A 25277-nucleotide genomic window follows, 5' to 3' on the forward strand; every position below is an offset into this window, starting at 1 on the left:
CCGGTCGTACGATTCTTCGATGTCCCTGATGTCCCTCCCCAAAGCCGAACTGCACCTGCACATCGAAGGCACCCTCGAACCCGAGCTGGCCTTCGCGCTCGCTGCGCGGGGCGGTGTGTCGCTGCCGTACGCCGACACCGACGAGCTGCGGAAGGCGTATCTCTTCGACGACCTGCAGTCCTTTCTGAACCTGTACTACGGGCTCATGGCCGTCCTGCGCACCGAGCAGGACTTCGCGGACCTCGCGAACGCCTATCTCGCGCGGGCCGCCGCGCAGGGCGTACGGCACGCGGAGATCTTCTTCGATCCGCAGGCCCACCTCGCCCGTGGCGTGGACATGGGGACGGTCGTCGAGGGGTTGTGGCGGGCATTGGGGGAGAGCGAGTCGGCGTACGGCGTCTCCACGCAGCTGATCATGTGTTTCCTGCGCGACGAGTCCGCCGAGTCGGAGATGGAGACGCTGGAGGCGGCCAAGCCCTACCTCGACCGGATCGTCGGCATCGGGCTCGACTCCGCCGAGGTCGGGCATCCGCCGGTGAAGTTCCGCGAGGTGTACCAGGCCGCCGCCGGGCTGGGGCTGCGGCGGGTGGCGCACGCGGGGGAGGAGGGCCCGCCCGAGTACATCACCGAGGCCCTCGACATCCTCGGCGTCGAGCGGATCGACCACGGGCTGCGCTGTATGGAGGACCCGGATCTGGTCGCGCGGCTCGTGCGGGACCGGGTGCCGCTGACGCTGTGCCCGCTGTCGAATGTGCGGTTGCGGGCCGTCGATGTCCTGGCCGCGCATCCGCTGCCCGCGATGCTCGACGCCGGTCTCCTCTGCACGGTCAACTCCGACGACCCCGCCTACTTCGGCGGATACGCCGGCGACAACTTCGGGGCGGTACGGGAAGCCCTGGGCCTGAGTGAGGAGCGGCTGCGGGAACTGGCGCGGAACTCCTTCCTGGCGTCGTTCCTGGAGCATGACGAGGAGCGCCGGGCGCGGTACCTCGCCGAGGTGGAGGCGTACGAGTTCGAGGGCTGAGTACTCCCTCCCCAGGCGCCGCGCGTCGGCTTCGCGCCGACTTCGCGCCGATTTCGGGGCGATTTCGGGGTGGGAGCAGCGGTCCGCTGTCAGTGGTGTGGTGCAGACTGGCCTGATCCGCACCATCGTCAGGGAGCGCACAGTGATCGCGTCCACCGCGTCCACCGGAGAGGGATCGTCCTACCGTCAGGCCCAGGTCGATCCCCTGGCCGCCCTGCGCACGCCCGACGAACCTCCGTGGGATGTCTATCTGACGGGCACCGTCTTCCTCGACATCATCTTCACCGGGCTTGATTCCGCCCCCGTGCGCGGCACCGAGTCCTGGGCGCGCGGGATGGGGTCCAGCCCCGGCGGGGTCGCCAACATGGCCACCGCGCTCGCCCGGCTCGGCCTGCGGACCTCCCTCGCCGCCGCCTTCGGCGACGACCACTACGGGGAGTACTGCTGGGACGCCCTCGAACAGGGCGAGCACATCGACCTCTCCACCTCACGCACGGTTCCCGGCTGGCACTCCCCGGTCACCGTCTCGATGGCGTACGAGGGTGAGCGCACCATGGTCTCCCACGGCCACGAGCCGCCTCATGAGGAACCGGCGCCGGAGTGCCCGCCGCACGCCCGGGCCGCCGTCGCCTCCCTCACCCCCGGTGTCCGCTCCCCCTGGATCGCCCAGGCCGCCCGTAAGGGTGCCCGGATCTTCGGCGACGTCGGCTGGGACGACACCGGCCGCTGGGATCTCGCCGGCCTCGCCGACCTGGAGCACTGCGAGGCCTTCCTGCCCAACGCGGAGGAGGCGATGCGCTACACCCGCACCGATTGCCCCCGCAAAGCCGCCCGAGCCCTCACCGACCACGTGCCGCTCGCCGTCGTCACCCTCGGCGCCGAGGGCGCGTACGCGGTGGACGGGCGGACGGGGGAGACGGCCGAGGTGCCCGCCATCGCCGTCGAGGCCCTCGACCCCACGGGCGCCGGCGATGTCTTCGTCGCGGGCTTCGTCACCGGCACCCTCGCCGAGTGGCCGCTCGCCGACCGCCTCGCCTTCGCCGGCCTCACCGCCGCCCTCTCCGTCCAGGACTTCGGCGGCTCCCTCTCCGCACCCGGCTGGTCCGAGGTGGGGGCCTGGTGGCGCGAGATCCAGTCGTACGAGCACCAGGACCCCGCGGCCCTGCGCCGGTACGCGTTCCTCGCGGACCTGGTGCCCAGGAGCGCCAGGCCGCGCCCGTGGCCGCTGCGGCGGGCCGTTCCGACGATCGGTTTCCGCAGATCGGCCTGAGCGCGGACGCCGGACGGTGATCACAGACGCCGGACCGTGACCATGTACACCGGACCGTGACCGCGTACACCGGGCCGTGTTCGAAAAGCCTTACGACGTTGTCAGTGCACCGTCGTAGGCTGGGAGCGGAAGGCTACCCACGTGGTAAGCGAGCCTCATCGAGGAGGTCGTGCAGGCCTACGAGCCGGCCCATGACTCAGACACCCACAGCTCAGCCCCCTGCGCCGGGGCAGGCACGAGCACAGTTCACCGTCCCGGCCGCCCACCCCATGGTGTCCCTGCTGGGTTCGGGCGACTCCCTCCTGCGTGTGATCGAAAAGGCCTTCCCGGCGGTCGACATCCATGTCCGGGGCAATGAAGTCAACGCCACTGGCGAAGCGGCCGATGTCGCCCTGGTCCAGCGGCTGTTCGACGAGATGATGCTGGTGCTCCGCACCGGACAGCCGATGACGGAGGACGCGGTGGAACGCTCGATCGCCATGCTCAGAGCGAGCGAGAACGGGGAGGGTGACGGCCAGGAGACACCGGCCGACGTCCTCACGCAGAACATCCTGTCCTCGCGGGGCCGCACCATCCGCCCCAAGACCCTCAACCAGAAGCGCTATGTCGACGCCATCGACAAGCACACCATCGTCTTCGGCATCGGCCCGGCGGGCACCGGCAAGACGTACCTCGCCATGGCGAAGGCCGTGCAGGCGCTTCAGGCCAAGCAGGTCAGCCGGATCATCCTGACCCGCCCGGCGGTGGAGGCGGGCGAGCGGCTGGGCTTCCTGCCCGGCACGCTCTACGACAAGATCGACCCGTATCTGCGCCCGCTGTACGACGCGCTGCACGACATGCTGGACCCGGACTCGATCCCGAAGCTGATGGCTGCGGGGACCATCGAGGTGGCGCCGCTGGCGTACATGCGTGGCCGTACGCTCAACGACGCCTTCATCATTCTGGACGAGGCGCAGAACACCAGCGCCGAGCAGATGAAGATGTTCCTCACCCGGCTCGGCTTCGAGTCGAAGATCGTGGTCACGGGTGACGTGACGCAGGTCGACCTCCCCTCCGGGACGAAGTCGGGCCTGCGGCAGGTGCAGGACATCCTCGACGGCCTCGACGACGTCCACTTCTCGCGGCTCACCTCCCAGGATGTCGTCCGGCACAAGCTGGTCGGCCGTATCGTCGACGCGTACGAGAAGTACGACAGCGAGAACGGTACGGAGAACGGCACCCACAAGGGCGTCCGTAACAAGCGGAAGTAGACAAACCAGCACCATGTCGATCGACGTCAACAACGAGTCCGGAACCGAGGTCGACGAGCAGGCGATCCTCGACATCGCCCGCTACGCGCTCGCGCGGATGCGCATCCACCCGCTCTCCGAGCTCTCGGTGATCGCCGTGGACGCCGACGCCATGGAGCAGTTGCACATCCAGTGGATGGACCTGCCCGGTCCGACCGACGTCATGTCCTTCCCGATGGACGAGCTGCGCCCGCCGTCGAAGGACGACGACGAGCCGCCGCAGGGGCTTCTCGGTGACATCGTGCTCTGTCCCGAGGTCGCCGAGAAGCAGGGCAAGGAGGCCGAGACGCAGCACTCCATGGACGAGGAGCTCCAGCTCCTCACCGTCCACGGCGTGCTGCACCTCCTCGGTTACGACCACGAGGAGCCGGACGAGAAGGCCGAGATGTTCGGCCTCCAGGCCGCCATCGTCGACGGCTGGCGAGGCGAGCGGGGGATGACCGGTCCGTCGCCCGCGCCGACGGTCTCCTCATGAACCCCCAACTCGTCACCGGTGCCATAGCGCTGATCGTCGTAGCCTGGCTCGCCGCCTGCGCGGAGGCGGGCCTCGCGCGCGTCTCCAGCTTCCGCGCAGAGGAAGCGGTACGCAGTGGGCGGCGCGGCAGTGCCAAGCTCGCGCAGATCGCCGCCGACCCGACCCGCTATCTCAACGTCGCTCTGCTGGTGCGTGTGGTCTGCGAGATGGCCGCCGCCGCGCTCGTCACGTACTCCTGCCTCAAGGAGTTCGACCGGACCTGGCAGGCCCTCGCCGTCGCCATCGGTGTGATGGTGCTCGTCTCGTACGTCGCCGTCGGGGTCTCGCCGCGCACGATCGGCCGTCAGCACCCCCTCAACACGGCCACGGCAGCCGCGTACGTCCTGCTGCCGCTCGCCCGTGTCATGGGGCCGATCCCCTACCTCCTGATCCTCATCGGCAACGCACTCACCCCCGGCAAGGGCTTCCGGCGCGGCCCGTTCGCCTCCGAGGCGGAGCTGCGCGCGCTCGTCGACCTGGCCGAGAAGGAGTCCCTGATCGAGGACGACGAGCGCCGCATGGTGCACTCCGTCTTCGAACTGGGCGACACCCTCGTACGCGAGGTCATGGTCCCGCGTACGGACCTGGTCGTCATCGAGCGGTACAAGACGATCCGGCAGGCGCTCACCCTCGCGCTGCGCTCCGGGTTCTCGCGCATTCCGGTCACCGGGGAGAGCGAGGACGACGTCGTCGGGATCGTGTACCTGAAGGACCTCGTCCGCAAGACGCACATCAGCCGGGACGCGGAGAGCGAGCTGGTGTCGAGCGCCATGCGGCCCGCCGCCTTCGTACCCGACACGAAGAACGCCGGTGACCTGCTCCGCGAGATGCAGCGCGACCGCAACCACGTCGCCGTCGTCATCGACGAGTACGGCGGCACGGCCGGCATCGTGACCATCGAGGACATCCTGGAGGAGATCGTCGGCGAGATCACCGACGAGTACGACCGTGAACTCCCGCCGGTGGAGGAGCTGGGCGACGAGCGGCACCGCGTCACCGCCCGCCTCGACATCACCGACCTCGGCGAGCTGTACGGCCTTGAGGAGTACGACGACGAGGACGTGGAGACGGTCGGCGGGCTGCTGGCGAAGGCGCTGGGCCGCGTGCCGATCGCCGGGGCCTCGTCCGTCGTCGAGCTGCCCGACGGGCGCCGACTGCGGCTCACGGCGGAGGCCGCGGCCGGTCGCCGGAACAAGATCGTGACGGTGCTCGTCGAGCCGACCGACCACGCCGCTGCACCGGAGGAAGAGAAGCAGGGGAACGACGCGTGACTCCGCAGGAACTGCGTGCCTTCTGCCTGTCCTTCAACTCCGCTGTCGAGGACTTCCCGTTCAGGCCGGAAATCTCGGTCTTCAAGGTGCTGGGCAAGATGTTCGCCCTGTCCTGGACGGACAGCCTGCCCCTGAAGGTCAACCTGAAGTGCGGCCCGGAGGACGCGATCCGGCTGCGCGCCGACCACCCGGGGATGATCAACCCGGGGTACCACATGAACAAACGGCACTGGAACACGGTGACGGTGGACGGGGAGTTGCCCGACCAGCTCGTACGGGAGCTGATCGAGGACTCGTACGACCTGGTGGTGGCCGGTCTGCCGCGCGCGGAGCGGTTGCGGCTCGACCGGCCCTGACAGGGGTCGGCCCGGTCCTAGTACGGCAGGATGCGGCCCGAGGGCGTCCTGCGGTCGATGGGGAGGTCGCGGGGCGAAGGAGCGCTGGGCCGACGAATGACGCGGATGCGGGTCTGGCGGTTCATAACGCCTCCTCATGGCTCGCGGTTCCTGGGTCATGCCCTGATCGCCGGTACCTGATACCTGTTCTTGTGTGACTTCCTTGTGTCATGAAGCCTCAGGCGGCCTCAGCAGGGGACAAACCGCGTAAGTATGCTCATGGCATGACCGACAGCAGCGCGCCCGACCTCGATCCCGAGGACCGCAAGATCGTCACCCTGGCCCGCTCCGCCCGGGCCCGCAACGGCGTCCCCGAGGGGGCAGCCGTACGGGACGAGACCGGACGTACGTATGTCGCCGGCACGGTCGACCTCGACTCGCTGAAGCTGAGCGCGCTGCAGACGGCGGTGGCCATGGCGGTGGCGTCAGGGGCGAAGTCGCTGGAGGCGGCGGCGGTTGTGACCGGTGCCGAGGGCGTATCGGCGGGGGACCTGGCGGTCGTACGGGATCTGGGTGGGCCCGCGACCCCGGTGCACGTGGCCGCGCCGGACGGCGTGGTGCGGGTGACGGTGTCCGCGGGCTGAACGGTGTCCGCCGGGTGAGATGAGTCCGGGCGCTGGGACGAGGGTCGATCTTCGGCCACTTTCGCCGCGCCCCGGAAGAACTCGCAGAGCGTCTCTTGCAATCGCGAGCAACCCACGCCTCAATGGAACCCGTTCTTCCGACGGACCGTCAGATTCCACCGCGCGGCGCCCCGCACCCGCCCCGCGGCTGACCGCACCCGGCCGCCGTACCCCCCACATCGCAATTCCCCACATGGCAATTCCCGTACCAGGGAAGGGAATCCGATCGATGAAAAGCACTACAGTACGCCGGCCTGCGCGCAGGCGGCTCGGTATCGGTGCGGTACTCGCGGCGGGCTCGCTCGCCGTCGCCGGTCTGGCCTTCGCGCCGGCCGCCGCGGCCGTCACCCCCACCACCGCGACCATCACCTACAGCTGCGGTCTGTTCGGCGGTGGTGCGACAACTCTCACCGCCGTACAGGACGGCACCTCGGCCACGATCACCGTCAGCTCGAACATCGCTGCCCCGCTCCCTCTCGCCGCCGACTCGATCGTCTCCACGCTGACCCTGGCGAAGGCCAGCGGCGGTACCACGGCCTTCACCGGCACCAAGAACCCGGCCACGGCCACCGGTGCCACGGTCACCGTCGGCCCGCTGACCGGCACCGTCGCCTCCGGTGACAGCCTCGAAGCGGGTGGCGGCACCCTCAAGATGGTGCTCTTCGGCATCACCGTGACCTGTACCCCGACCGGAAACCAGTCACCGGGACCGTTCGTCTTCTAGGGACGGCCCGCCTCCCCGCACCACCTCAGGTGAAACGGCCGGCGTCGCCCGCTCCGCGGCGGCGTCGGCCTTTGCCATCGTGAACTGATGGGTCGTCAGGTCACTTGCTGTGATTACGCGTTTTTCCGTCGGATTGCATTGACTTCTCACACAGCCTGCACATCAATGGCCCCCTGTCGGCGCAGACGAGCCGCTGCGCCCGCATCCCTCAGAGGGGGCAACCATGGCCAACACGGCATCCATGGGTTCGACCGGTCGAAGACGACGACGTCTGGTCGCGCTGCTCGGGGCGACCGCACTCGCGGTCGCCGCGGGCGGTGCGCTGGCCGTCCCGGCCGGAGCAGTCGCCACGGCGTCCGCCGCCGTGGACTTCGCCACGCACTGCGTACCGCCGCCGATCGCGGGTCTTCCGGCGATCGACGGCACCACCACCGCGCAGATCACGGTGGACAACGCCACGCCCAAGGTCGGCGACACCGTCACCGTGACGTACGCGGTGGTCAAGCCGGCCGCGAGCAATCCCACCGATCTCGCACTGCCCGCCGACATCATGACACCCAGCGGAAAGGTCACCCTGGGCGGAGCACAGACCGGCGACATCACCGTCGCGGGGCCGAAGAAGAACGACCCCGTGCCCGGCAAGGGAGCCTTCCCGGGCTTCGAGATGACCGGCACCTTCACGGTCACCGCGCCCGGCACGATCACTCTCTCGCCCAGCGACTACAACATCCACACCAGCTACATCCTTGAGCTGGACACCCCGTGCACGGTCATCACCCCGCCCGCGCCCGTCTCCGAGACGATCACGGCGACGGACGGGACCCAGACCAACACCCGTGCCATCACACTGGGTTCGGCCTCCGGAGCACCCGGGGCCAACGTCACCGTGAACGGCGCCAACTTCACCGCCGGTGCCACGGTCACACTCGCCGGCCGGTCCGGGGCCACCCAGACCGCCGACACCGCGACCGTGACCGCCGACTCCCAGGGCGCCTTCAGCGGCACCCTCGCCGTCAGCGACAAGACGACGACCGGGGTCGTGGCGTACGAGGGCAGCGCGTGGAGCGACACCAAGGGTGCCGGCCCGGCCGCCTACGTCGTCATCGACGACACGCCCATTCCCGACAACAGCCAGAAGCTCACCACCACCGTCAACGCCGGGCTCCTGTCCATGACCCAGGCCGGGGACGCCGTCAAGCTGAAGGCAGTCGACTTCGGCACGGGCGGGCCCTCGAAGGGTGATCTGCAGACAGTGACCGTCAAGGACTTCCGCGGCGGACCCGCGGGCTGGTCCCTGACAGGCAAGGTCACCGACTTCACCGGACCCGGCGCCAAGATCGATGCCGGCAAGCTCAGTTGGACCCCGGCCTGCACCACCAAGGCCGGAAGTCCCAGCACCTGCCAGGCCGGTTCCCCCGGTGTGGTGGGCGGTACGGGAGCCACCCTGGCCTCCGCACCCGCCGGAACGGTCACCGGCGGTGAGTTCACCGTCAACTCCGAACTGTCGCTGGACGTACCGGCGTTCACCCCGCCGGGTTCGTACTCCGGCGTACTCACCCTCACCCTCACCTGAGCGGCGTCCGTCCGGACAACGCTCTTCAGAACACGCTCATCCGAACGACCTGCACCTGAACAACCTGCACCTGTAAGGCTGTTGGTCATCCGGTGGCCGGGCGCGCACCCGCCCGCCCACCTACCTCTTCCGTGGGGGTCCGCACCCATGCGTAAGCCGTACGTCCTTCTCGCGCTCCCCATGCTGCTGCTGGCAGCGCTCGGCACGTCACTTCTGACGTCCGTCCCCGCCCGGGCCGCCGACAACGGCAGCTGGTCGGTCTTCCCCATCGCCTCCGTCGTGGCACAGCGCCCGTACTTCTACCTCTCCGCCGATCCCGGTACGACGGTCCAGGACAAGGTCACCGTCGCCAACAAGACCGGCAAGCCGCTCACGTTCCGGCTGTACGCGGCCGACGCCTACAACACCGTCCGCGACGGCGGGTTCGCGGTACGCACCCTCAAAGAGAAACAGCGCGGCGTCGGCGCCTGGGCGCGGCCCGCGAAGGCCCGGGTCACCGTGCCCCCGCACAGGTCGGTCACCGTCCCCTTCACTCTCCGGGTGCCCGAACGGGCCGAACCCGGTGACCACGTGGGCGCGTTGGTCGCTCTCGACGAACGGATCGACGCGGGCGACGGCTCACTGGCACTCGGGGTGCAGCGGGCGGTCGGAGCGCGGATCTATCTGCGGGTGAACGGGCCCGCCGTCTCCGCCATCGCCGTCGAGCGGGTCCGGATCAGCCACCACCAGCCCCTCGTACCCGGCATCGGCGACAGCACCGCCACGATCTCCTACACCCTCCACAACACCGGGAACGTCACCCTCGACCCCCGGGTGGAGGTGCGGGCACAGGGCCTGTTCGGCCGTACGCTGCTCGCCCGCGACCTCACCAGGATCCCCTCCGAGCTGCTGCCCGGCCAACGGGTCCGGCTCACCGAACCCTGGCAGGACGCACCCCAACTCGACTGGGGAGACGTCACGTTGACGGCGTCCGCCAAGGACACCCGGGAGTCGGCGAGCGTGTCCTTCTTCGCGCTTCCGTGGCTCATGGCGGTGGTGGTCGTGGTGTTCGGCGCGGTGGGGTCCGTACTGGGGGTCAGATGGTTCAGAGCGCGTCAGGACCGCGCTCGCCCGTCCGAACCCGCACCACCGTCTCCACCGGAAGAGCCCACACCTTCCCGTCCCCGATCTTCCCCGTCCGTGCGGCCTTGACGATCGCCTCGATGGCGGTCTCGGCGTCCGCGTCGTCGACGACGACCTCGATACGGACCTTGGGGACGAGGTCGACCTGGTACTCGGCGCCGCGGTACACCTCGGTGTGCCCGCGCTGACGCCCGTACCCGCTGGCCTCGGTCACGGTCAGACCGTGCACACCGACTTCCTGGAGCGCGGTCTTGACCTCGTCGAGGCGGTACGGCTTGACGATCGCGGTGATGAGCTTCATGACTGGCTGTCGGCCTTCTGCGCGGAGGAGCGGGAGGAGTGTGCGGCGGACGAGACCAGGGCGCCTTGGCCCAGGACGCCGTGATCGTATGCCGTCTCGGCGTGCACCGTAAGGTCGAGACCGGTGTGCTCCTCGTCCTCGCTCGCCCGGAACCCCATGATCCGGTCGATCACCTTTCCGATGCCGTACGTGACGGTGAAGGCGTACGCGCCCACGGCCGCCACGGCGACCGCCTGCCGGCCGAGCTGCCCGAGCCCGCCCCCGTACAACAGCCCCTCGGCCCCGCCGGTCATGGACTCGGCGGCGAAGACGCCGATCAGCAGGGTGCCGATCACTCCGCCGACCAGGTGGACGCCGACGACGTCGAGCGAGTCGTCGTATCCGAACCGGAACTTCCACCCGACGGCGTACGAGCAGACGACACCGGCGGCGAGCCCCACGACCAGCGCGCCGAGGAGCGAGACCGACCCGCAGGAGGGCGTGACGGCCACCAGTCCGGCGACCGCGCCGGAGGCCGCGCCCAGGGTCGTGGGATGACCGTCGCGGCGCTGCTCGACGAAGAGCCAGCCCAGGAGGCCGGTGCAGCCGGCGGCGAGGGTGTTGAGGAAGACGGCGGCGGCCAGCCCGTTGGCGCCGAGCGCGGACCCGGCGTTGAACCCGAACCAGCCGAACCAGAGCAGACCGGCGCCCAGCACCACGAGTGGCAGGTTGTGCGGCCGCATGGCGTCCTTCCTGAACCCGAGGCGCGGGCCGAGGACCAGGCAGAGGGCGAGCCCGGAGGCGCCGGAGGTGATCTCGACGGGCAGGCCACCGGCGAAGTCGAGGGCGCCGAGATGCTCGAGAATCCAGCCGCCCGGGCCCCACACCCAGTGGGCGACGGGAACGTATACGAGCAGCGCCCACACCGGCACGAAGACCAGCCACGCCCCGAACTTCGCCCGGTCGGCGACCGCGCCGCTGACCAGGGCGGCGGTGATGATCGCGAAGGTGAGCTGGAAGGTGGCGAAGAGGAGGGTGGGGACGGTGCCCTGGACACTGTCGGGGCCGATCCCCGACATGCCCGCGTGCTCCAGTCCGCCGATCAGCCCGCCGCCGATGTCGTCCCCGAAGGCGAGGGAGTAGCCGGCGGCCAGCCACACCACCGTGACCAGGGCGATCGACACGAAACTCATCATCAGCATGTTGAGCACGCTCTTCGTACGGACCATGCCGCCGTAGAAGAGGGCCAGGCCCGGGGTCATGAGGAGTACGAGGGCGGTGGCGGCGAGCAGCCAGGCGGTGTCGCCGGTGTCGATCCGGGCAGCGGTGGCGGCGGCCAGGTTCACGGTGATCTCGGTGGGCGCGGTGGGCACGGTGTCTCCGGTCTCTCCAACGGGGGGCGGGGGCTCGTCAGAGGGTCACCGCTGCGCGTTTCGGGTTCCGTACGGGGGTGTTTCCGGCGCGTTTCGTGTTGCGAGGGAGTTTCCGGAAGCTCACGGAGATCCGGTGAAGGGCTGCCGCAGTGCTGCCGAAGAGCCGTGGAAGTGCCGTGGAAGTGCCAACGAAGGGCGGCTGGAGAGCCCTGGCGGGGGCTCGGCGTGCGATGGGTCTCCATGGATCAGGGACAATGGGCGCCATGAGTGTTCGTACCCCGTCATCCGAGCCGACCGAGCCGACCGTTCCGACCGAGGTCCCGGCCGCGCACCGCGCCGGCTTCGCCTGCTTCGTGGGCCGCCCCAACGCGGGCAAGTCCACCCTCACGAACGCTCTGGTCGGCCAGAAGGTGGCGATCACCGCGGACCAGCCGCAGACGACGCGGCACACGGTGCGGGGCATCGTGCACCGCCCGGACGCGCAGCTGATCCTGGTCGACACCCCGGGGCTGCACAAGCCGCGCACACTGCTGGGCGAACGCCTGAACGACGTGGTGCGTACGACGTGGGCCGAGGTGGACGTCATCGGCTTCTGCCTTCCGGCGAACGAGAAGCTCGGCCCCGGTGACCGTTTCATCGCGAAGGAACTGGCGGCGATCAAGAAGACGCCGAAGATCGCGATCGTGACGAAGACCGACCTGGTCGAGGGCAGGGCACTGGCCGAACAGCTCATCGCGATCGACCAGCTCGGCCGGGAGCTCGGCTTCGAGTGGGCCGAGATCGTGCCGGTCTCGGCGGTCGCCGACCAGCAGGTGGGCCTGCTCGCCGACCTGCTCGTCCCGCTGCTGCCCGAGGGCCCGGCGCTCTATCCGGAGGGTGACCTCACGGACGAGCCGGAGCAGGTCATGATCGCGGAGCTGATCCGGGAGGCCGCGCTGGAGGGCGTACGCGACGAGCTTCCCCACTCGATCGCGGTCGTGGTCGAGGAGATGATCCCCCGCGAGGACCGCCCCGCCGACAAGCCGCTCCTCGACATCCACGCGTTCGTCTACATCGAGCGGCCCAGCCAGAAGGGCATCATCATCGGCCCGAAGGGCAAGCGCCTGAAGGACGTCGGCATCAAGAGCCGCAAGCAGATCGAGGCGCTGCTGGGTACGCCGGTCTTCCTGGACCTCCACGTGAAGGTCGCGAAGGACTGGCAGCGGGATCCTCGTCAGCTGCGGAAGCTGGGGTTCTGAGGGGTTTCCTTTCCCGTCGGCCCGCCCGTTTCCAGACTGTTTGCCGGGCACCCTCGAATTCCTCGGTGCCGGCCCGCGTTTTCAGCGCGCCCGGCGTCGGAGAAGCCGGTATCAGCTCCCGCTGCCCAAGTGCGGTCGGGAGCGCTTCAGTTGGCCCTCTGCGTCCAGTAGCCGGCTGCCGGGCGCCCTTGAACCCTCGATGCCGGCTGGGCGGCACCGGCTCTCGCCCTCCGCCCGGCTACCGTGGCTCCGCATGACTCACACCGAGATCGAGATCACCGCGGAGCTGATCCGGGATCTGCTGCGTGACCAGTACCCCGACCTGGCCGATCGACCTTTGCGGCTCGGTGCGCGTGGCTGGGACAACCAGTTGTGGCGGCTCGGCGCCGACCTCGCCGTGCGGCTGCCCTGGGCGACGCTCTCCGCGGACGAGTTGTTGCTCAAGGAGCATGCCTGGCTGCCGACGCTCGCCCCGGCCCTTCCTCTCCAAGTCCCCGTCCCGCAGCGCCTCGGTGAGCCCTCCGAGCGGTTTCCGCGGCCCTGGATCGTCACCACCTGGGTGCCGGGCGAGGCCCCCGCCCCCGCCCCCGCCACCCGCGCCGCGGAGGCGGCCGACACCCTGGCCGCGTTTCTGACCGCTCTTCACCGGCCCGCCCCCGAGGAGGCGCCGCCAGGCCGTGGCCGTGGAGGGCCGCTGACCGACTACGTCGAGCAGTTCGCCCAACAGATCGCCTCGGCCACCGAGTCGGGGCTGATCCCCGACCCGGACGCCGTCCACACCGTCTGGGAGGACGCCGTCGCGGCGCCCGTCTGGACGGGGCCGCCCATGTGGCTGCACGGCGACCTGCATCCGGCCAACGTCCTCACCACGGACGGCACCTTCTGCGGCGTGGTCGACTTCGGCGATCTCTGCGCGGGCGACCCGGCCTGCGACCTCGCCGCCCCGTGGATACTGCTGCCGGACGGTGCCATCGATCGCTTCCACGGCGCCTATCGGCCGGCCCTGGACCCGGCGACCCTGCGCCGCGCCCGCGGCTGGGCGGTGCTGCGCGCCCTCAGCGGCATCCTCATCGGCGAGGCAGGCGTCCAGGGCCGCCCCGGAGGCAAACCCACCTGGGGCCCACCCGCACAGGCCGCGCTGGAACGCCTCGTCGCGACGGTCGGCCACTGACACGGCCCACTCCGTCCGGCCCACCTCACCCGCCACTCGGCGACAGGTCCTGCACCCCCACCACCCGCAGCAACCGCAGCCGTTCGTACGACTCCGTCCCCGGCCGGGCCGTGTGCACGATCAGCAGCTGGCGGTGGTCGGGGGCCAGCATGATCTCGCAGTCCAGTTCCAGCAGCCCCACCACGGGGTGCACGAACCGCTTCGTCGAGGCCCGCCGTACCGCCACCTCGTGCGACTCCCACAAGCGGGCGAACTCCGCACTGGCCGCCCGTAGTTCGGCCACCAGAGCGCCCGGCACGGGATCGTCGGGACGGGCCGCGGCGACCGCCCGCAGGTTCGCCACGTGGGAGCGCGCGTGCTCGGCGAAGTCCTCCGGTGGGAACAGCGCACGGGCGGCCGGGTCCGTGAAGAAACGGCGTACGAGGTTCCGGTCCCGTGACGGACGGGCCGACACGTCGCCCGACAACGCGCTCGCCATCGCGTTCTGCGCCAGGACATCACCGCAGTCGGTCACCACCGCCGCCGGGGTGTCGTGCAGCCGGTCGAGGATCAGCAGCAGCCCCGGCCGCACATGCCCGGACCCGCTCACACGCCGGGGAGGTTCCTCGCCCGCCAGGTGGAAGAGATGGTCCCGTTCGTCGTCGGTGAGGCGCAGGGCCCGGGCCAGGGCGGTCAGCATCTGGCGGGACGGGTGCGGGCCCCGGGCCTGCTCCAGGCGCGTGTAGTAGTCCACCGACATACCGGCGAGCGCCGCCACCTCCTCGCGGCGCAGACCGGGCGTACGACGGCGGGCGCCGGGCGCGAGGCCCACCGCCGAGGGCTCCAGGCGGGCACGCCCATGGCGCAGGAAGTCGGCGAGTTCGGCTCGGTTCACCCCTCCAGGATGTCGCCGCCCGCCCGGCTTATCCAGGGACTCCTGATCCCCTGATCGACGGGTCTCTCCCGCGCCCGACGGCTCCGCCGGACAGTGGTGGCACCAGACCGAAGGAGAAGATCATGCTGACACTGGTGACGGGTACGACGGGACAGGTCGGCCGGCGCTTCGTGCCGAGGCTGCTGGCGCAGAGCCGGGCGGGGGAGCGGGTGCGGGTCCTGGTGCGTGACGCGGCCCGCGGGGAGCGGTTCGCCGAGCTGGGCGCCGAGGTCGTGGTCGGGGACCTGCGTGACACGGAGGCGCTCGGCAAGGCGGTCGCCGGGGTGGACGCGGTCGTGAACGTCGCGGCCTCCTTCCGCGGGGTGCCGGACGAGGAGGCGCGGGCCGTCAACCGGGACGCGGCCGTCGAACTGGGACGGGCGGCGCTGACCTCCGGCGTACGGCGCTTCGTGCAGGTCAGCACCGGGATGGTGTACGGCGTCGGGCGAGGCCGCCCGCTCGTCGAGGAGGACGAGAGCCGGCCCGGCGGCCAGATGTGGGGCGCCTACAACGAGTCGAAGGCGGCGGCCGAACGGGAACTGCTCGCGCTGGAGGGTCTGGACGTACGCGTCGGCCGGCTCCCCTTCGTCTACGGCGAGGGCGATCCGCACCTGGCCCAGTCGCTGATGTGGGCCGCGCGCTGGGCGGCGGCGCAGCGGCTGCAGATGGGGCACCACGCGGACGTCGCCCAGGGTCTGCTCCGCATCCTGCACGCCCCGGGCATCGCCGGCCGGATCTACAACATCGGTGACTACGCCCCCGTCACGGCGGTCGAACTCCACCAGCTCAACGGGGTGGAGGTCCCCGCCGAACTGTACGAGAACACCGACCCCGACCCGTGGTTCGGGATCACCTCCACGGAACGCATCCGCAGGGAACTCGGCTACCGCCCTCTGTATCCCAGCGTCTACGCGGCCCGGGACGCCGGCGCGCTGTGAGTCGACCGGCGGTCAGTCGACGCCTCTGATCCGCCCCACCAGCACCGCCCCCGCCAGCCCGATCACCGCGGACACCAGGTACAGCACCGGGTACCCGCCCAGATACGTCACGATCGGTGCAGCGAGGGCCGGTGCCATCACCTGGGGCAGGGCGTTGGCCACGTTGATGACGCCCAGGTCCTTGCCCCGGTCCAGTGCCTTCGGCAGCACGTCCGTCATCAGGGCGAAGTCGACCGACGTGAACACACCGAAGCCGATCCCGAGGACCGCCGACGCGACGATCGCCCCCGGCCAGGTCTGCCAGGCGGCCATCATCGCCGTGGCCGCCGCCATCAGCACGCCCGACCACTTCACGAACGGCTTGCGGCGGCACACCCGGTCCGACCAGACCCCGCTGACGACGACCGTGGCCATCAGCGTCACGCTGTACACCGCCGTCAGGATCAGGACACCCTGCTCGGGGTCGGAGTAGTCGAGGCGGTCACGCAGGTAGTACAGGAGGTACAGCAGTACCAGCGCGTTGCTCAGGTTGATCAGGAAACGGGTCAGCCATGCCCAGCCCAGGTCCGGATAGCGGCGCGGGCTCAGCCAGAACCCGGTCAGGAAGCTCCGCGCGGACCACACCGGCCGCTCCTCGACCGCGAGCCGCAGATCCTTGTGCCGGAGCACGTACGGCAGCACGCCCAGCAGAGTGAACGCCGCGCACGCCGCATAGCCCGCGCCCACCCCGCCCACCGCCGTCGCCAGCCCCGTCCCGCCGACCACGCCGAGGATCTGCGCGACCCCCAACCAGCCGCCCACGGAGCCCCGTTGAAGCCTGGGGACGCGGTCCGGGACGGCGGCGGTGATGGCGGCGAAGGCCGCGTTCAGGGCCAACTGGACCAGGCACCACCCCGCCACCATCGTCCACAGCCCACTCGCCCCCGCCAGCAGCAGCAACGACAGGGCACCGCCCGCCGCGCCGGCCACGATCCACGGCGTACGGCGCCCCCACCGCGACGTCGTACGGTCCGACAGCGCGCCGAAGAACGGGTTCGCCGCCAGTGACACCAGGGCGCCCGCTCCCGCCACCCAGGCCAGCAGGGTCTCCTTCGACATCCCGGTGCCGGGCGCGAAGTCCTCGGCCTGGGAGGCGAGAAGGATCTGCAGCGGCCCGAACCAGCCCACCCAGATCGCCCCGTTGGCGAGCGAGAGCGAGGCGGTCCATCCCCGCCCGACCGGCTCCACGGGCTCGGCGAGCGCCGCCGACGTGGCCGAGGCCCGTTCCGCCCCCTCCGCGCCCTGGGTCGTCGTCACTCCTGAGTCACCGCCCCGCCCGCTCTCGACTCCTCGCGCTGCGCCCGGAGGACGCCCCTGAACCAGTCGTACGAGGCCTTGGGCGTCCGCTTGAGAGTGGTGGGGTCGTCGAAGTCCACGTGGACCAGGCCGAACCGCTGCGCATACCCCTCCGCCCACTCGAAGTTGTCCAGCAGCGACCACACGAAGTAGCCGCGCACATCCACGCCCGCCTCCAACGCCTGGTGCAGTGCCCGGACATGACCGTCCAGGTAGGCGATGCGGTTCTGGTCGTCGAGCCCCTCGTACGAGCAGCCGTTCTCGGTGATGACGACGGGCGGCAGCCGGTCCCCGTAACGGTCCCGGAAGGTGGTGAGCAGCTCCGTGAGGCCCTCGGGTACGACGGGCCAGCCGAAGTCCGTCACCGGGACGTCCGCGATCTCCTGGACGGAGAAGGGGAGTTCGGCCGGGATCGTCAGGCCGCCGAACTCGATGTCGGCGCCCTGCGGCGCGCCCACCTTCGTCGGCGCGTAGTAGTTGACGCCGTAGAAGTCGAGCGGCTCCGCGATCACCTTCAGGTCGGCCGCCACGTCGCCCGGCATCAACTCGCCCAGACCGTCGGGGTATTCGCCCAGGAGGATCGGGTCGGCGAACAGCCGGTTGAGGAGGAGGTCGTAGAACCCGGCCGCCTCCAGGTCCGCCGGCTCCTGCGACGCGGGCCAGGTCGGCCCGTGCGAGTTGGCGATACCGATGTCGGTGGCACCGGTTGCGCGGAGAGCCTGTACAGCCAGTCCGTGGCCGAGGAGTTGGTGGTGGGCGGCCGGGAGCGCGTCGAACATCAGCTGCTTCCCCGGTGCGTGCGCGCCCAACGCGTGTCCGAACAGGGTGTGTTCGGCGGGCTCGTTGAGCGTGATCCACTTGTTCACGCGGTCGCCGAGCCGCTCGGCGACGACGGACACGTACTCGGCGAACCTGGACGCCGTGTCCCGCTCCAGCCAGTCCAGGGTCACCGGCAGGTCCCAGTGGAAGAGGGTCGGGACGGGACGTACGCCCGCAGCGCACAGCTCGTCCACCAGCCGGTCGTAGAAGTCGAGGCCGCCGGGGGAGTTCACGCGGGGCCAGGAGATCGAGAAGCGGTACGCGTCCACGCCGAGGCCGGCCAGCAGGGCCACGTCCTCGGGGTAGCGGTGGAAGTGGTCGCAGGCCACCGCCGCCGTCGAGCCGTCCTTCACGCGTCCGGGCTCTGCCGTGAAGGTGTCCCACACGGACTGTTCGCGCTGGTCCGCCGCGCCCTCGATCTGGTGCGCCGAGGTGGACACACCCCACAGGAAGCCGGCCGGGAACTGGGGTATCGGGTTGATCGCCATGCGCCGGATCATCGGTACCGGGAGTAACGGGTGTCAACGGGCCGGGGTGACGATGCGGTCACACCCTGCCCGTCGGCACCCGGGACACCCGTTATGCCCCTTCTTTCAACACCCTTGAGATCAGCTTCCGCTGCTCTTCCGTGAGCCGGGGATCGGCGCAGTACACCGTCTTCCCGTCCACCGTGATCTCGTAGCTGAAACCGTCCGGCACGCCGGCCGGCGGGGTGCCCCCGCCGGCCGCGATCGCAGAATCGGCCAGGGTGTGCCACTCGGCGGCGTCGGGCAGTCCCGAGGTGTCCACCTCGGCGCACCGCTCGATGCCCGCGAATCCGCCCGTACGTCGCACCTGAATAAGCATGGGTTCCTGTCTAGTACGAGAACGGTTCCAGTACGAGTGACGAGTGCCCTGATGCGGGTGCCTGATGCGGGTGCCTGATGCCGAGTGCGGCCGGCAGGGGCGGGCCGTAGGGGCTACAGGCGGGCCCGGGGCGTGATGGGTACTCCGACCCGCTCCCACGCCTTCAGTACGGACTGGAGTTCCTCGCCGTCGCCGTAGCGCTCGTTCGCGGTGGCGACGGTCAGTTGGGCGAAGTCGTCGAAGAACGCCTCCTTCTTCAGCTCACCGCCGGTCAGCACGTCGTACCAGATCTGCCCGGCCCGCTCCCACGCGTTGCCGCCGAGCGCGGTGGCGACGAGGTAGAAGGCGTGGTTGGGGATGCCGCTGTTGATGTGGACGCCGCCGTTGTCGCGGCCGGTGCGGACATAGCCGTCCATGGTCGCGGGCTGCGGGTCCTTGCCGAGCACGTCGTCGTCGTACGCGCTGCCCGGTTCCTTCATGGAGCGCAGGGCCGTGCCGGTGACGCTCGGGGCGAGCAGGCCCGCGCCGATGAGCCAGTCGGCCTCGGCGGCGGTCTGGCCGAGCGAGTACTGCTTGATGAGCGACCCGAAGACGTCCGACATCGACTCGTTGAGGGCGCCGGGCTGGCCGTAGTACGTGAGGTTCGCGGTGTGCTGGGTGACGCCGTGGGTGAGCTCGTGGCCGATGACGTCGATGGAGCTGGTGAAGTCGACGAAGATCTCGCCGTCGCCGTCGCCGAACACCATCTGGTTGCCGTCCCAGAAGGCGTTGTTGTAGCCCTCGTCGTAGTGGACGGTCGCGTCGAGGGGCAGGCCGTCGCCGTCGATCGAGTGGCGCTGGTAGGCGTTGAGGTAGAGCTCGAAGGTGGCGCCGAGGCCGGCGTAGGCGCGGTTGACGGTGGCGTCCTGGCCGGGTTCGGAGCCCTCGGCACGCACCTCTGTGCCGGGCAGCTCGGTGCGGTGCTCGGCATCGTAGATGGTGCGCAGCGGCTGGTCGGAGGGTGCTTTCACGGCCGGGGCGACGGCCAGGCCGAACTCGGTGATGAGGCGGCGCTCGGTTCGCTTCTGGGCGTCGAGCAGCAGGGTGCGCAGTGCGGGGCCGGAGACGGCCGGGTCCTCGTGGCGGGCGAGTTTGTTGAGGAGGTGCGGTGGCACGATCGTGCAGAAGACGGGCTCAGAGCCCCCGTTTGTCGTCATGCCCGGCACCCTTGCACCGAGTCATGCGGCTGTCACCACCCGCAACCATGATTGGTGAAATACCCGGACAAGGAGCCCATCATTCGGTGACGCAGTGGTATGAGGCGGGCGGCATCGAGTGACGCCTGGTGGAGTGGCGCACTTTTTGCACCTTTTGTTCTCGCGCTCCCGCATACTGAGGGTCCCGCATAGTGATACAGGCCCGCGCGTCCGGCGCGGCTCGGCTACAGTGCGGAGCATCATGCGTATCGGGCTGCTCCTCCTTAGCTGCCGCGGCGAGGGCCTGTAAGTAGAGGCCGACCCCCTCCCCGCGGAGTCTGGCGTTGCGCCGTCGGCCGTCCTTCAGGACACCACGAGGAGCCCACGCATCATGGCCCACAGCGCCAATCGCCAGCAGCCCAGTTCCATGCCGATCCACAAGTACGGCCGGTACGAGCAGGTCGACATCCCCGACCGCACCTGGCCCGGAAACCGGATCACCGTCGCCCCCCGCTGGCTCTCCACCGACCTGCGCGACGGCAACCAGTCCCTGATCGACCCGATGTCCCCCGCCCGCAAGCGTGCGATGTTCGACCTGCTGGTGAAGATGGGCTACAAGGAGATCGAGGTCGGCTTCCCGGCCTCCGGGCAGACGGACTTCGACTTCGTACGGTCGATCGTCGAGGAGCCGGGCGCGATCCCGGACGACGTCACCATCTCCGTACTGACCCAGGCCCGCGAGGACCTGATCGAGCGGACCGTCGAGTCGCTGAAGGGCGCCAGGCGCGCGAACGTCCACCTGTACAACGCCACCGCCCCCGTCTTCCGCCGGGTGGTCTTCCGCGGCTCCAAGGAGCAGATCAAGCAGATCGCCGTCGACGGCACGCGGCTGGTCGTGGATTACGCCGGGAAACTGCTGGGCCCCGAGACGGAGTTCGGCTACCAGTACAGCCCGGAGATCTTCACGGACACCGAGCTGGACTTCGCGCTGGAGGTCTGCGAGGCGGTCATGGACGTCTGGCAGCCCGGTCCGGGCCGCGAGATCATCCTCAACCTGCCTGCCACGGTGGAGCGTTCGACCCCGTCGACACACGCGGACCGCTTCGAGTGGATGGGCCGCAACCTGACCCGCCGCGAGCACGTCGTCCTGTCGATCCACCCGCACAACGACCGGGGTACGGCCGTCGCCGCCGCCGAACTGGCGCTGATGGCCGGCGCCGACCGTGTCGAGGGCTGTCTGTTCGGCCAGGGCGAGCGCACCGGCAACGTCGACCTGGTCACCCTGGGCATGAACCTGTTCTCGCAGGGCGTCGACCCGCAGATCGACTTCTCCGACATCGACGAGATCCGTCGTACGTGGGAGTACTGCAACCAGATGGAGGTCCACCCACGCCACCCGTACGTGGGCGACCTGGTCTACACGTCCTTCTCCGGCTCCCACCAGGACGCCATCAAGAAGGGCTTCGACGCCATGGAGGCCGACGCCGCCGCGAAGGGCGTCACCGTCGACGACATCGAGTGGGCGGTCCCGTACCTGCCGATCGACCCGAAGGACGTCGGCCGGTCCTACGAGGCCGTCATCCGGGTCAACTCCCAGTCGGGCAAGGGCGGTATCGCGTACGTCCTGAAGAACGACCACAAGCTGGACCTGCCGCGCCGGATGCAGATCGAGTTCTCGAAGCTGATCCAGGCGAAGACGGACGCCGAGGGCGGCGAGGTCACGCCGAAGGACATCTGGACGATCTTCCGGGACGAGTACCTGCCGAACCCCGAGAACCCCTGGGGCCGGATCCAGGTCAGCGCCGGTCAGTCGACCACCGACAAGGACGGCGTGGACACCCTCACCGTCGAGGCGGAGGTCGACGGCGTCGAGCGCACTCTGGTGGGCACCGGCAATGGCCCGATCTCGGCGTTCTTCCAGGCCCTGCAGGGTCTGGACATCGACGCCCGTCTCCTGGACTACACCGAGCACACGATGAGCGAGGGCGCCTCCGCGCAGGCCGCCTCCTACATCGAGGTCGCCATCGGCGACAAGGTCCTGTGGGGCATCGGCATCGACGCCAACACGACCCGCGCCTCGCTGAAGGCGGTCGTCTCCGCCGTCAACCGCGCAGGTCGCTGACTTCACCCGACCGGTTGGTTTCACGCCCCGTCCGCCCTCCGTGGCGGGCGGGGCGGCCGTCGTTTACCGGCCAAACCAAGGGTCGGTCATGGGCAGGTCTGGTCCTGGGTACTGACTACACATCAACAATGTGGCTAACATCACGCCAGCGCGGCGGTGTTGCCGGTGGGGGTACCTCCCGCGCCCTGCAGGCAGTTGGGGGTAGTTACCGGAGGTGCGACGTGCTCCCAGGACAGCGACGAGACGGCCGGGGCGGCCGAGCCGTGCGCGGAGGCCGGACGGCACGAGTCCTGGGCTCCCGTACGGTCTGGGCCGGTGTCGGTGACGGCGAGTTCTTCTGCCCCGGTTGCGGTGGAGACCGCAACTACCAGCGCCTGACGGGCCGTCGCCGCTTCACCTTTCTCGGCGTACCGATCCTGCCGCGCGGTGAGACCGGCCCGGTCGTCGAATGCGCGGCCTGCCAGAGCCACTTCGGCACGGACGTCCTCGACCACCCCACCACGACCCGCTTCTCCGCGATGCTCCGCGACGCGGTCCACACGGTCGCCCTCGCGGTCCTCGCCGCCGGCGGCACCCAGGCCCGGCCCACCCTGGAGACGGCGGTGACCGGCGTCCGCGCGGCGGGCTTCGACGACTGTACGGAGGACCAGCTCGCGGCCCTGGTGGACGCCCTGGCCGCCGACACGGGCCGCCTCTTCGGCCCCCCGTGCGGCCCCGGCCTCGCCATAGAGCTCCACGAGGCACTGGACCCCCTGGCCCCCCACCTGGCCGCCCCCGGCCGCGAATCGATTCTCCTCCAGGGCGCCCGTATCGCCCTGGCCGACGGCCCGTACACCCCGGCGGAACGCGACGTCCTCGCGACGGTCGGCGCGGCGCTGACGATCTGCGGGGACGACGTGACACGGCTGCTGGCGGCGGCGCGTACGCACTCCTAGGTCCTCGGCGGCCTGTCGTTGGCCCGTCATCGGCCCGCCACTACTCCCGGGGGAGTAGTGCGGCCCCCGGGTCACCCCCGGTAGTACTCCCGAACTCGCCCTCCCGCGTGACGAATCCACCCCCGCGTGACGGAATTCTGGTGAGCGTCATCCAGATGTGCGGACGAGGGGAGGGACTCGACATGGGGGCCATGGGTACCAGGGGGTCCATGGAAGCAGAGAAGACAGCGCCGGGCGCACGGCGCGGGCGGGCCGTGGCCTTGCTCGTGCTCGGGCTGTGGGTCGGGGTGCTCGCGATCGTGGGGCCGTTCGCGGCGAAGCTCTCCGAGGTGCAGCACAACCGGATCACCGACTATTTGCCCGCGAACGCCGACTCGACCCAAGTCGCGCGTATCCAGGACCAGTTGCCCGGCGGCGAGACCACCCAGCTGGTTCTCGTCTACCACCGCGACGGCGGCCTCACCGCCGCCGACAGGGCGACGGCCACCGAACAGGTCGACCGGATCGCCGGCGAGCACGTCCTGACGGCCACCCCGCAGGGCGTACCGTCCGCCGACGGCGCCACCCTCATGTACCCGGTGAGCAGCAACGAGCCCGGCACCGACGAGAAGAAGCGGGACGCCCTCGTCGACGACATGCGCGAAGTCGCCCACAGCGAGGGCGGGTTGGCCGTCGAGGTCGGCGGTCCGGGGGCGCTGGCCACCGACGCCGCAGAGGTCTACAGCTCGCTCGGCGGACCGCTGCTCTACACCACCGTCGCCGTGGTCGCCGTCCTGCTGATCCTCATCTACCGCAGTCCGGTGCTGTGGCTGGTCCCGCTCGTCGTGGCGGGCGTCGCCGACTTCCTGGCGATGGGCGTCGCCTACGGCCTCAACCAGGCCTTCGGCACCACGGTTTCGGGCCAGAGCTCGGGCATCATGACGATCCTCGTCTTCGGCGCGGGCACGGACTACGCCCTCCTCCTCGTCTCCCGCTACCGGGAGGAACTGCGGCTCGTCGAGCGGCCGTACGACGCCATGGCCGCCGCCCTGCGCGGCTGCGGCCCCGCTGTCCTCGCCTCCTCCGGCACGGTCGCCGCCGGGGTGCTGTGCCTGCTCGCCGCAGACCTCAACTCCAGCCGCAGCATGGGCCCGTTGGGCGCGGTGGGTGTGCTGTGCGCGCTCGTCGCCATGCTGACCGTCCTCCCCGCGATCCTCGTCCTCCTCGGCCGCCGGGTGTTCTGGCCGCTCGTCCCCGCGTACGGCAGCACGCCCAAGGCGCGCCGGTTGTCTCTGTTCGCCGCGATGGGCAGCTCCGCCGGACGCCGGCCCCTGGTGGTCCTCGCCGGCGGTGCCGTCCTGCTCGGCGCGCTCGCCCTGGGCGTGCTGAACCTGGCCGGACCGGTCAAGCAGCAGGACGCCTTCGTCGACAGGCCGGAAGCCGTAGCCGCGATGCGGACCCTCGCCGAGGCCTACCCCGACCGGGGTACCCAGCCCATCGGCGTCATCACCCCGGCCGGACAGGCGGAGGCGACACTCGCGACGATCCGGGGCGCCGACGGGATCGGCGACGCGCAGAAGGGACGTACGGGAGACGGCTGGACCGAGATCACCGTCTTCGCCGAGGACGCGCCCCAGTCGGCCGCCGAGACCGCGACCATCGAGCGGCTGAGGGCGGAGCTGAAGGGCTCCTACGTCGGTGGACCGAGCGCCCAGCAGATCGACCTCGTCGACACCAACGCGCGGGACGTGTGGGTGGTCGTACCGATCGTGCTGCTGTCCGTGCTGCTGATCCTCGTCGCGCTGCTGCGCTCGCTCGTCGCGCCGCTGATGCTGGTGGTCGCCGTGGTCGCGGTGTGGGGTGCCGCGCTCGGCATCGGCGGACTGGTGTTCGGCCCGCTGCTCGGCTTCGAGGGCACGGACCCCGGACTCGGGCTGCTGTCCTTCGTGTTCCTGGTCGCGCTGGGCGTCGACTACGGCATCTTCCTCATGCACCGGATGCGCGAGGAGGCGCTGCGCGGCGCGGAACCGGTGGCGGCGGCTCTCACGGCGCTGCGAACGACGGGCGGGGTCATCGCCTCCGCCGGTCTCGTCCTCGCCGCGACCTTCGCGGTGCTGACGAACATGGGCCTCGTGCAACTCGTCGAACTGGGCTTCGTGATCGCCGTCGGGGTGCTCCTGGACACGTTCCTCGTCCGGACGTACCTGGTGACGAGCGCGAGCGTGGCACTGGGCCGGCGTGTGTGGTGGCCGGGCGCGCTGTCCCGCAGGCCCGACCCGGACGCCGTACGACGGGAACGGCAGCCGGAACCCGTATGACCTCCGTCGTACGAGCGGGCGGGCGCCCCT

Annotated in this window: 23 protein-coding genes; 16 read left to right on the plus strand and 7 right to left on the minus strand. The window is 70.2% G+C overall.

The window, feature by feature from the left end:
- Window positions 1-28: 28 nt before the first annotated feature.
- The 10 genes from G3I71_RS31940 (at window position 29) to G3I71_RS31985 (ending at window position 9874) form a co-directional block, all read left to right on the plus strand.
- Window positions 29-1024: an adenosine deaminase gene (locus G3I71_RS31940; protein ID WP_164320220.1), complete on the plus strand. Its 996-nt coding sequence runs from the start codon at window positions 29-31 to the stop codon at window positions 1022-1024.
- 142 nt (window positions 1025-1166) lie between these two features.
- Window positions 1167-2294 (plus strand): PfkB family carbohydrate kinase, encoded by a 1128-nt coding sequence (locus tag G3I71_RS31945; RefSeq protein ID WP_164320221.1) that lies wholly within the window; start codon window positions 1167-1169, stop codon window positions 2292-2294.
- Between the two features lie 191 nt (window positions 2295-2485).
- The gene (locus G3I71_RS31950; protein ID WP_164320076.1) at window positions 2486-3544 is read left to right on the plus strand and encodes a PhoH family protein; all 1059 of its coding nucleotides are present in this window, start codon (window positions 2486-2488) and stop codon (window positions 3542-3544) included.
- 13 nt (window positions 3545-3557) lie between these two features.
- Entirely contained in the window at window positions 3558-4058 is a 501-nt protein-coding gene (gene ybeY, locus G3I71_RS31955) for an rRNA maturation RNase YbeY (protein WP_164320078.1), read from the plus strand.
- Window positions 4055-5368 (plus strand): hemolysin family protein, encoded by a 1314-nt coding sequence (locus tag G3I71_RS31960; RefSeq protein ID WP_164320080.1) that lies wholly within the window; start codon window positions 4055-4057, stop codon window positions 5366-5368. Before ybeY ends, G3I71_RS31960 begins: the two co-directional genes overlap by 4 nt.
- Window positions 5365-5724: an MmcQ/YjbR family DNA-binding protein gene (locus G3I71_RS31965; protein ID WP_164320082.1), complete on the plus strand. Its 360-nt coding sequence runs from the start codon at window positions 5365-5367 to the stop codon at window positions 5722-5724. Before G3I71_RS31960 ends, G3I71_RS31965 begins: the two co-directional genes overlap by 4 nt.
- A 263-nt stretch (window positions 5725-5987) precedes the next feature.
- Complete coding sequence (locus G3I71_RS31970; RefSeq protein ID WP_164320084.1) at window positions 5988-6347, plus strand: cytidine deaminase; 360 nt, start codon at window positions 5988-5990, stop codon at window positions 6345-6347.
- 268 nt (window positions 6348-6615) lie between these two features.
- Entirely contained in the window at window positions 6616-7110 is a 495-nt protein-coding gene (locus G3I71_RS31975) for a hypothetical protein (protein ID WP_164320086.1), read from the plus strand.
- A 241-nt stretch (window positions 7111-7351) separates the two neighbouring features.
- On the plus strand, window positions 7352-8683 hold the full coding sequence (locus G3I71_RS31980) for a beta-xylosidase (protein ID WP_164320223.1): 1332 nt from the start codon (window positions 7352-7354) through the stop codon (window positions 8681-8683).
- Between the two features lie 147 nt (window positions 8684-8830).
- Window positions 8831-9874, plus strand: a complete 1044-nt coding sequence (locus tag G3I71_RS31985; RefSeq protein WP_164320088.1) for a DUF916 domain-containing protein — start codon at window positions 8831-8833, stop codon at window positions 9872-9874.
- Here G3I71_RS31985 and G3I71_RS31990 read toward each other — a convergent pair.
- Together G3I71_RS31990 and G3I71_RS31995 are read right to left on the minus strand one after the other, a co-directional pair.
- Complete coding sequence (locus G3I71_RS31990; RefSeq protein ID WP_164320090.1) at window positions 9768-10106, minus strand: P-II family nitrogen regulator; 339 nt, start codon at window positions 10104-10106, stop codon at window positions 9768-9770. The two genes, G3I71_RS31985 and G3I71_RS31990, sit on opposite strands and share 107 nt — an antisense overlap.
- Window positions 10103-11431 carry an ammonium transporter gene (locus G3I71_RS31995; protein WP_164320225.1) on the minus strand — a complete coding sequence of 443 codons (1329 nt, stop codon included), beginning with the start codon at window positions 11429-11431 and terminating at the stop codon, window positions 10103-10105. The genes G3I71_RS31990 and G3I71_RS31995 overlap by 4 nt, the downstream gene beginning before the upstream one ends.
- 281 nt (window positions 11432-11712) lie before the next feature.
- Between G3I71_RS31995 and era the strand changes: the two genes are divergently transcribed.
- Both era and G3I71_RS32005 read left to right on the plus strand, forming a co-directional pair.
- Window positions 11713-12696: a GTPase Era gene (gene era / locus G3I71_RS32000; RefSeq protein ID WP_203731928.1), complete on the plus strand. Its 984-nt coding sequence runs from the start codon at window positions 11713-11715 to the stop codon at window positions 12694-12696.
- A gap of 253 nt (window positions 12697-12949) precedes the next feature.
- Window positions 12950-13867 (plus strand): aminoglycoside phosphotransferase family protein, encoded by a 918-nt coding sequence (locus tag G3I71_RS32005; protein ID WP_164320093.1) that lies wholly within the window; start codon window positions 12950-12952, stop codon window positions 13865-13867.
- A 25-nt stretch (window positions 13868-13892) separates the two neighbouring features.
- Here the strand turns inward: G3I71_RS32005 and G3I71_RS32010 are convergent, their stop codons facing one another.
- Complete coding sequence (locus G3I71_RS32010) at window positions 13893-14741, minus strand: helix-turn-helix transcriptional regulator (RefSeq protein WP_164320095.1); 849 nt, start codon at window positions 14739-14741, stop codon at window positions 13893-13895.
- Between the two features lie 122 nt (window positions 14742-14863).
- Here G3I71_RS32010 and G3I71_RS32015 point away from each other — a divergent pair, with 122 nt between their 5' ends.
- Window positions 14864-15718, plus strand: coding sequence for an NAD(P)-dependent oxidoreductase (locus tag G3I71_RS32015; protein WP_164320096.1), 855 nt, complete (start codon window positions 14864-14866; stop codon window positions 15716-15718).
- Window positions 15719-15730: 12 nt separating this feature from the next.
- Here the strand turns inward: G3I71_RS32015 and G3I71_RS32020 are convergent, their stop codons facing one another.
- The 4 genes from G3I71_RS32020 to G3I71_RS32035 form a co-directional block, all read right to left on the minus strand.
- Window positions 15731-17014, minus strand: a complete 1284-nt coding sequence (locus tag G3I71_RS32020; RefSeq protein ID WP_164320098.1) for an MFS transporter — start codon at window positions 17012-17014, stop codon at window positions 15731-15733.
- Window positions 17011-18372, minus strand: a complete 1362-nt coding sequence (locus tag G3I71_RS32025) for a GH1 family beta-glucosidase (protein WP_164320099.1) — start codon at window positions 18370-18372, stop codon at window positions 17011-17013. Before G3I71_RS32025 ends, G3I71_RS32020 begins: the two co-directional genes overlap by 4 nt.
- 79 nt (window positions 18373-18451) lie before the next feature.
- Window positions 18452-18718, minus strand: coding sequence for a protealysin inhibitor emfourin (locus G3I71_RS32030; protein ID WP_164320101.1), 267 nt, complete (start codon window positions 18716-18718; stop codon window positions 18452-18454).
- A gap of 113 nt (window positions 18719-18831) precedes the next feature.
- Window positions 18832-19914 (minus strand): M4 family metallopeptidase, encoded by a 1083-nt coding sequence (locus G3I71_RS32035; RefSeq protein ID WP_164320102.1) that lies wholly within the window; start codon window positions 19912-19914, stop codon window positions 18832-18834.
- A 370-nt stretch (window positions 19915-20284) separates the two neighbouring features.
- Here G3I71_RS32035 and leuA point away from each other — a divergent pair, with 370 nt between their 5' ends.
- From leuA to G3I71_RS32050, 3 genes are all read left to right on the plus strand, one after another.
- On the plus strand, window positions 20285-22015 hold the full coding sequence (gene leuA / locus G3I71_RS32040; protein ID WP_164320104.1) for a 2-isopropylmalate synthase: 1731 nt from the start codon (window positions 20285-20287) through the stop codon (window positions 22013-22015).
- Window positions 22016-22236: 221 nt separating this feature from the next.
- The gene (locus G3I71_RS32045) at window positions 22237-22950 is read left to right on the plus strand and encodes a TerB family tellurite resistance protein (RefSeq protein WP_164320106.1); all 714 of its coding nucleotides are present in this window, start codon (window positions 22237-22239) and stop codon (window positions 22948-22950) included.
- 209 nt (window positions 22951-23159) lie between these two features.
- Window positions 23160-25247 (plus strand): MMPL family transporter, encoded by a 2088-nt coding sequence (locus G3I71_RS32050; RefSeq protein ID WP_203731930.1) that lies wholly within the window; start codon window positions 23160-23162, stop codon window positions 25245-25247.
- The last annotated feature ends 30 nt before the right edge of the window (window positions 25248-25277 follow it).

The sequence above is a fragment of the Streptomyces sp. SID12501 genome (assembly GCF_010550245.1).
In the GTDB taxonomy this organism is placed as follows: domain Bacteria; phylum Actinomycetota; class Actinomycetes; order Streptomycetales; family Streptomycetaceae; genus Streptomyces.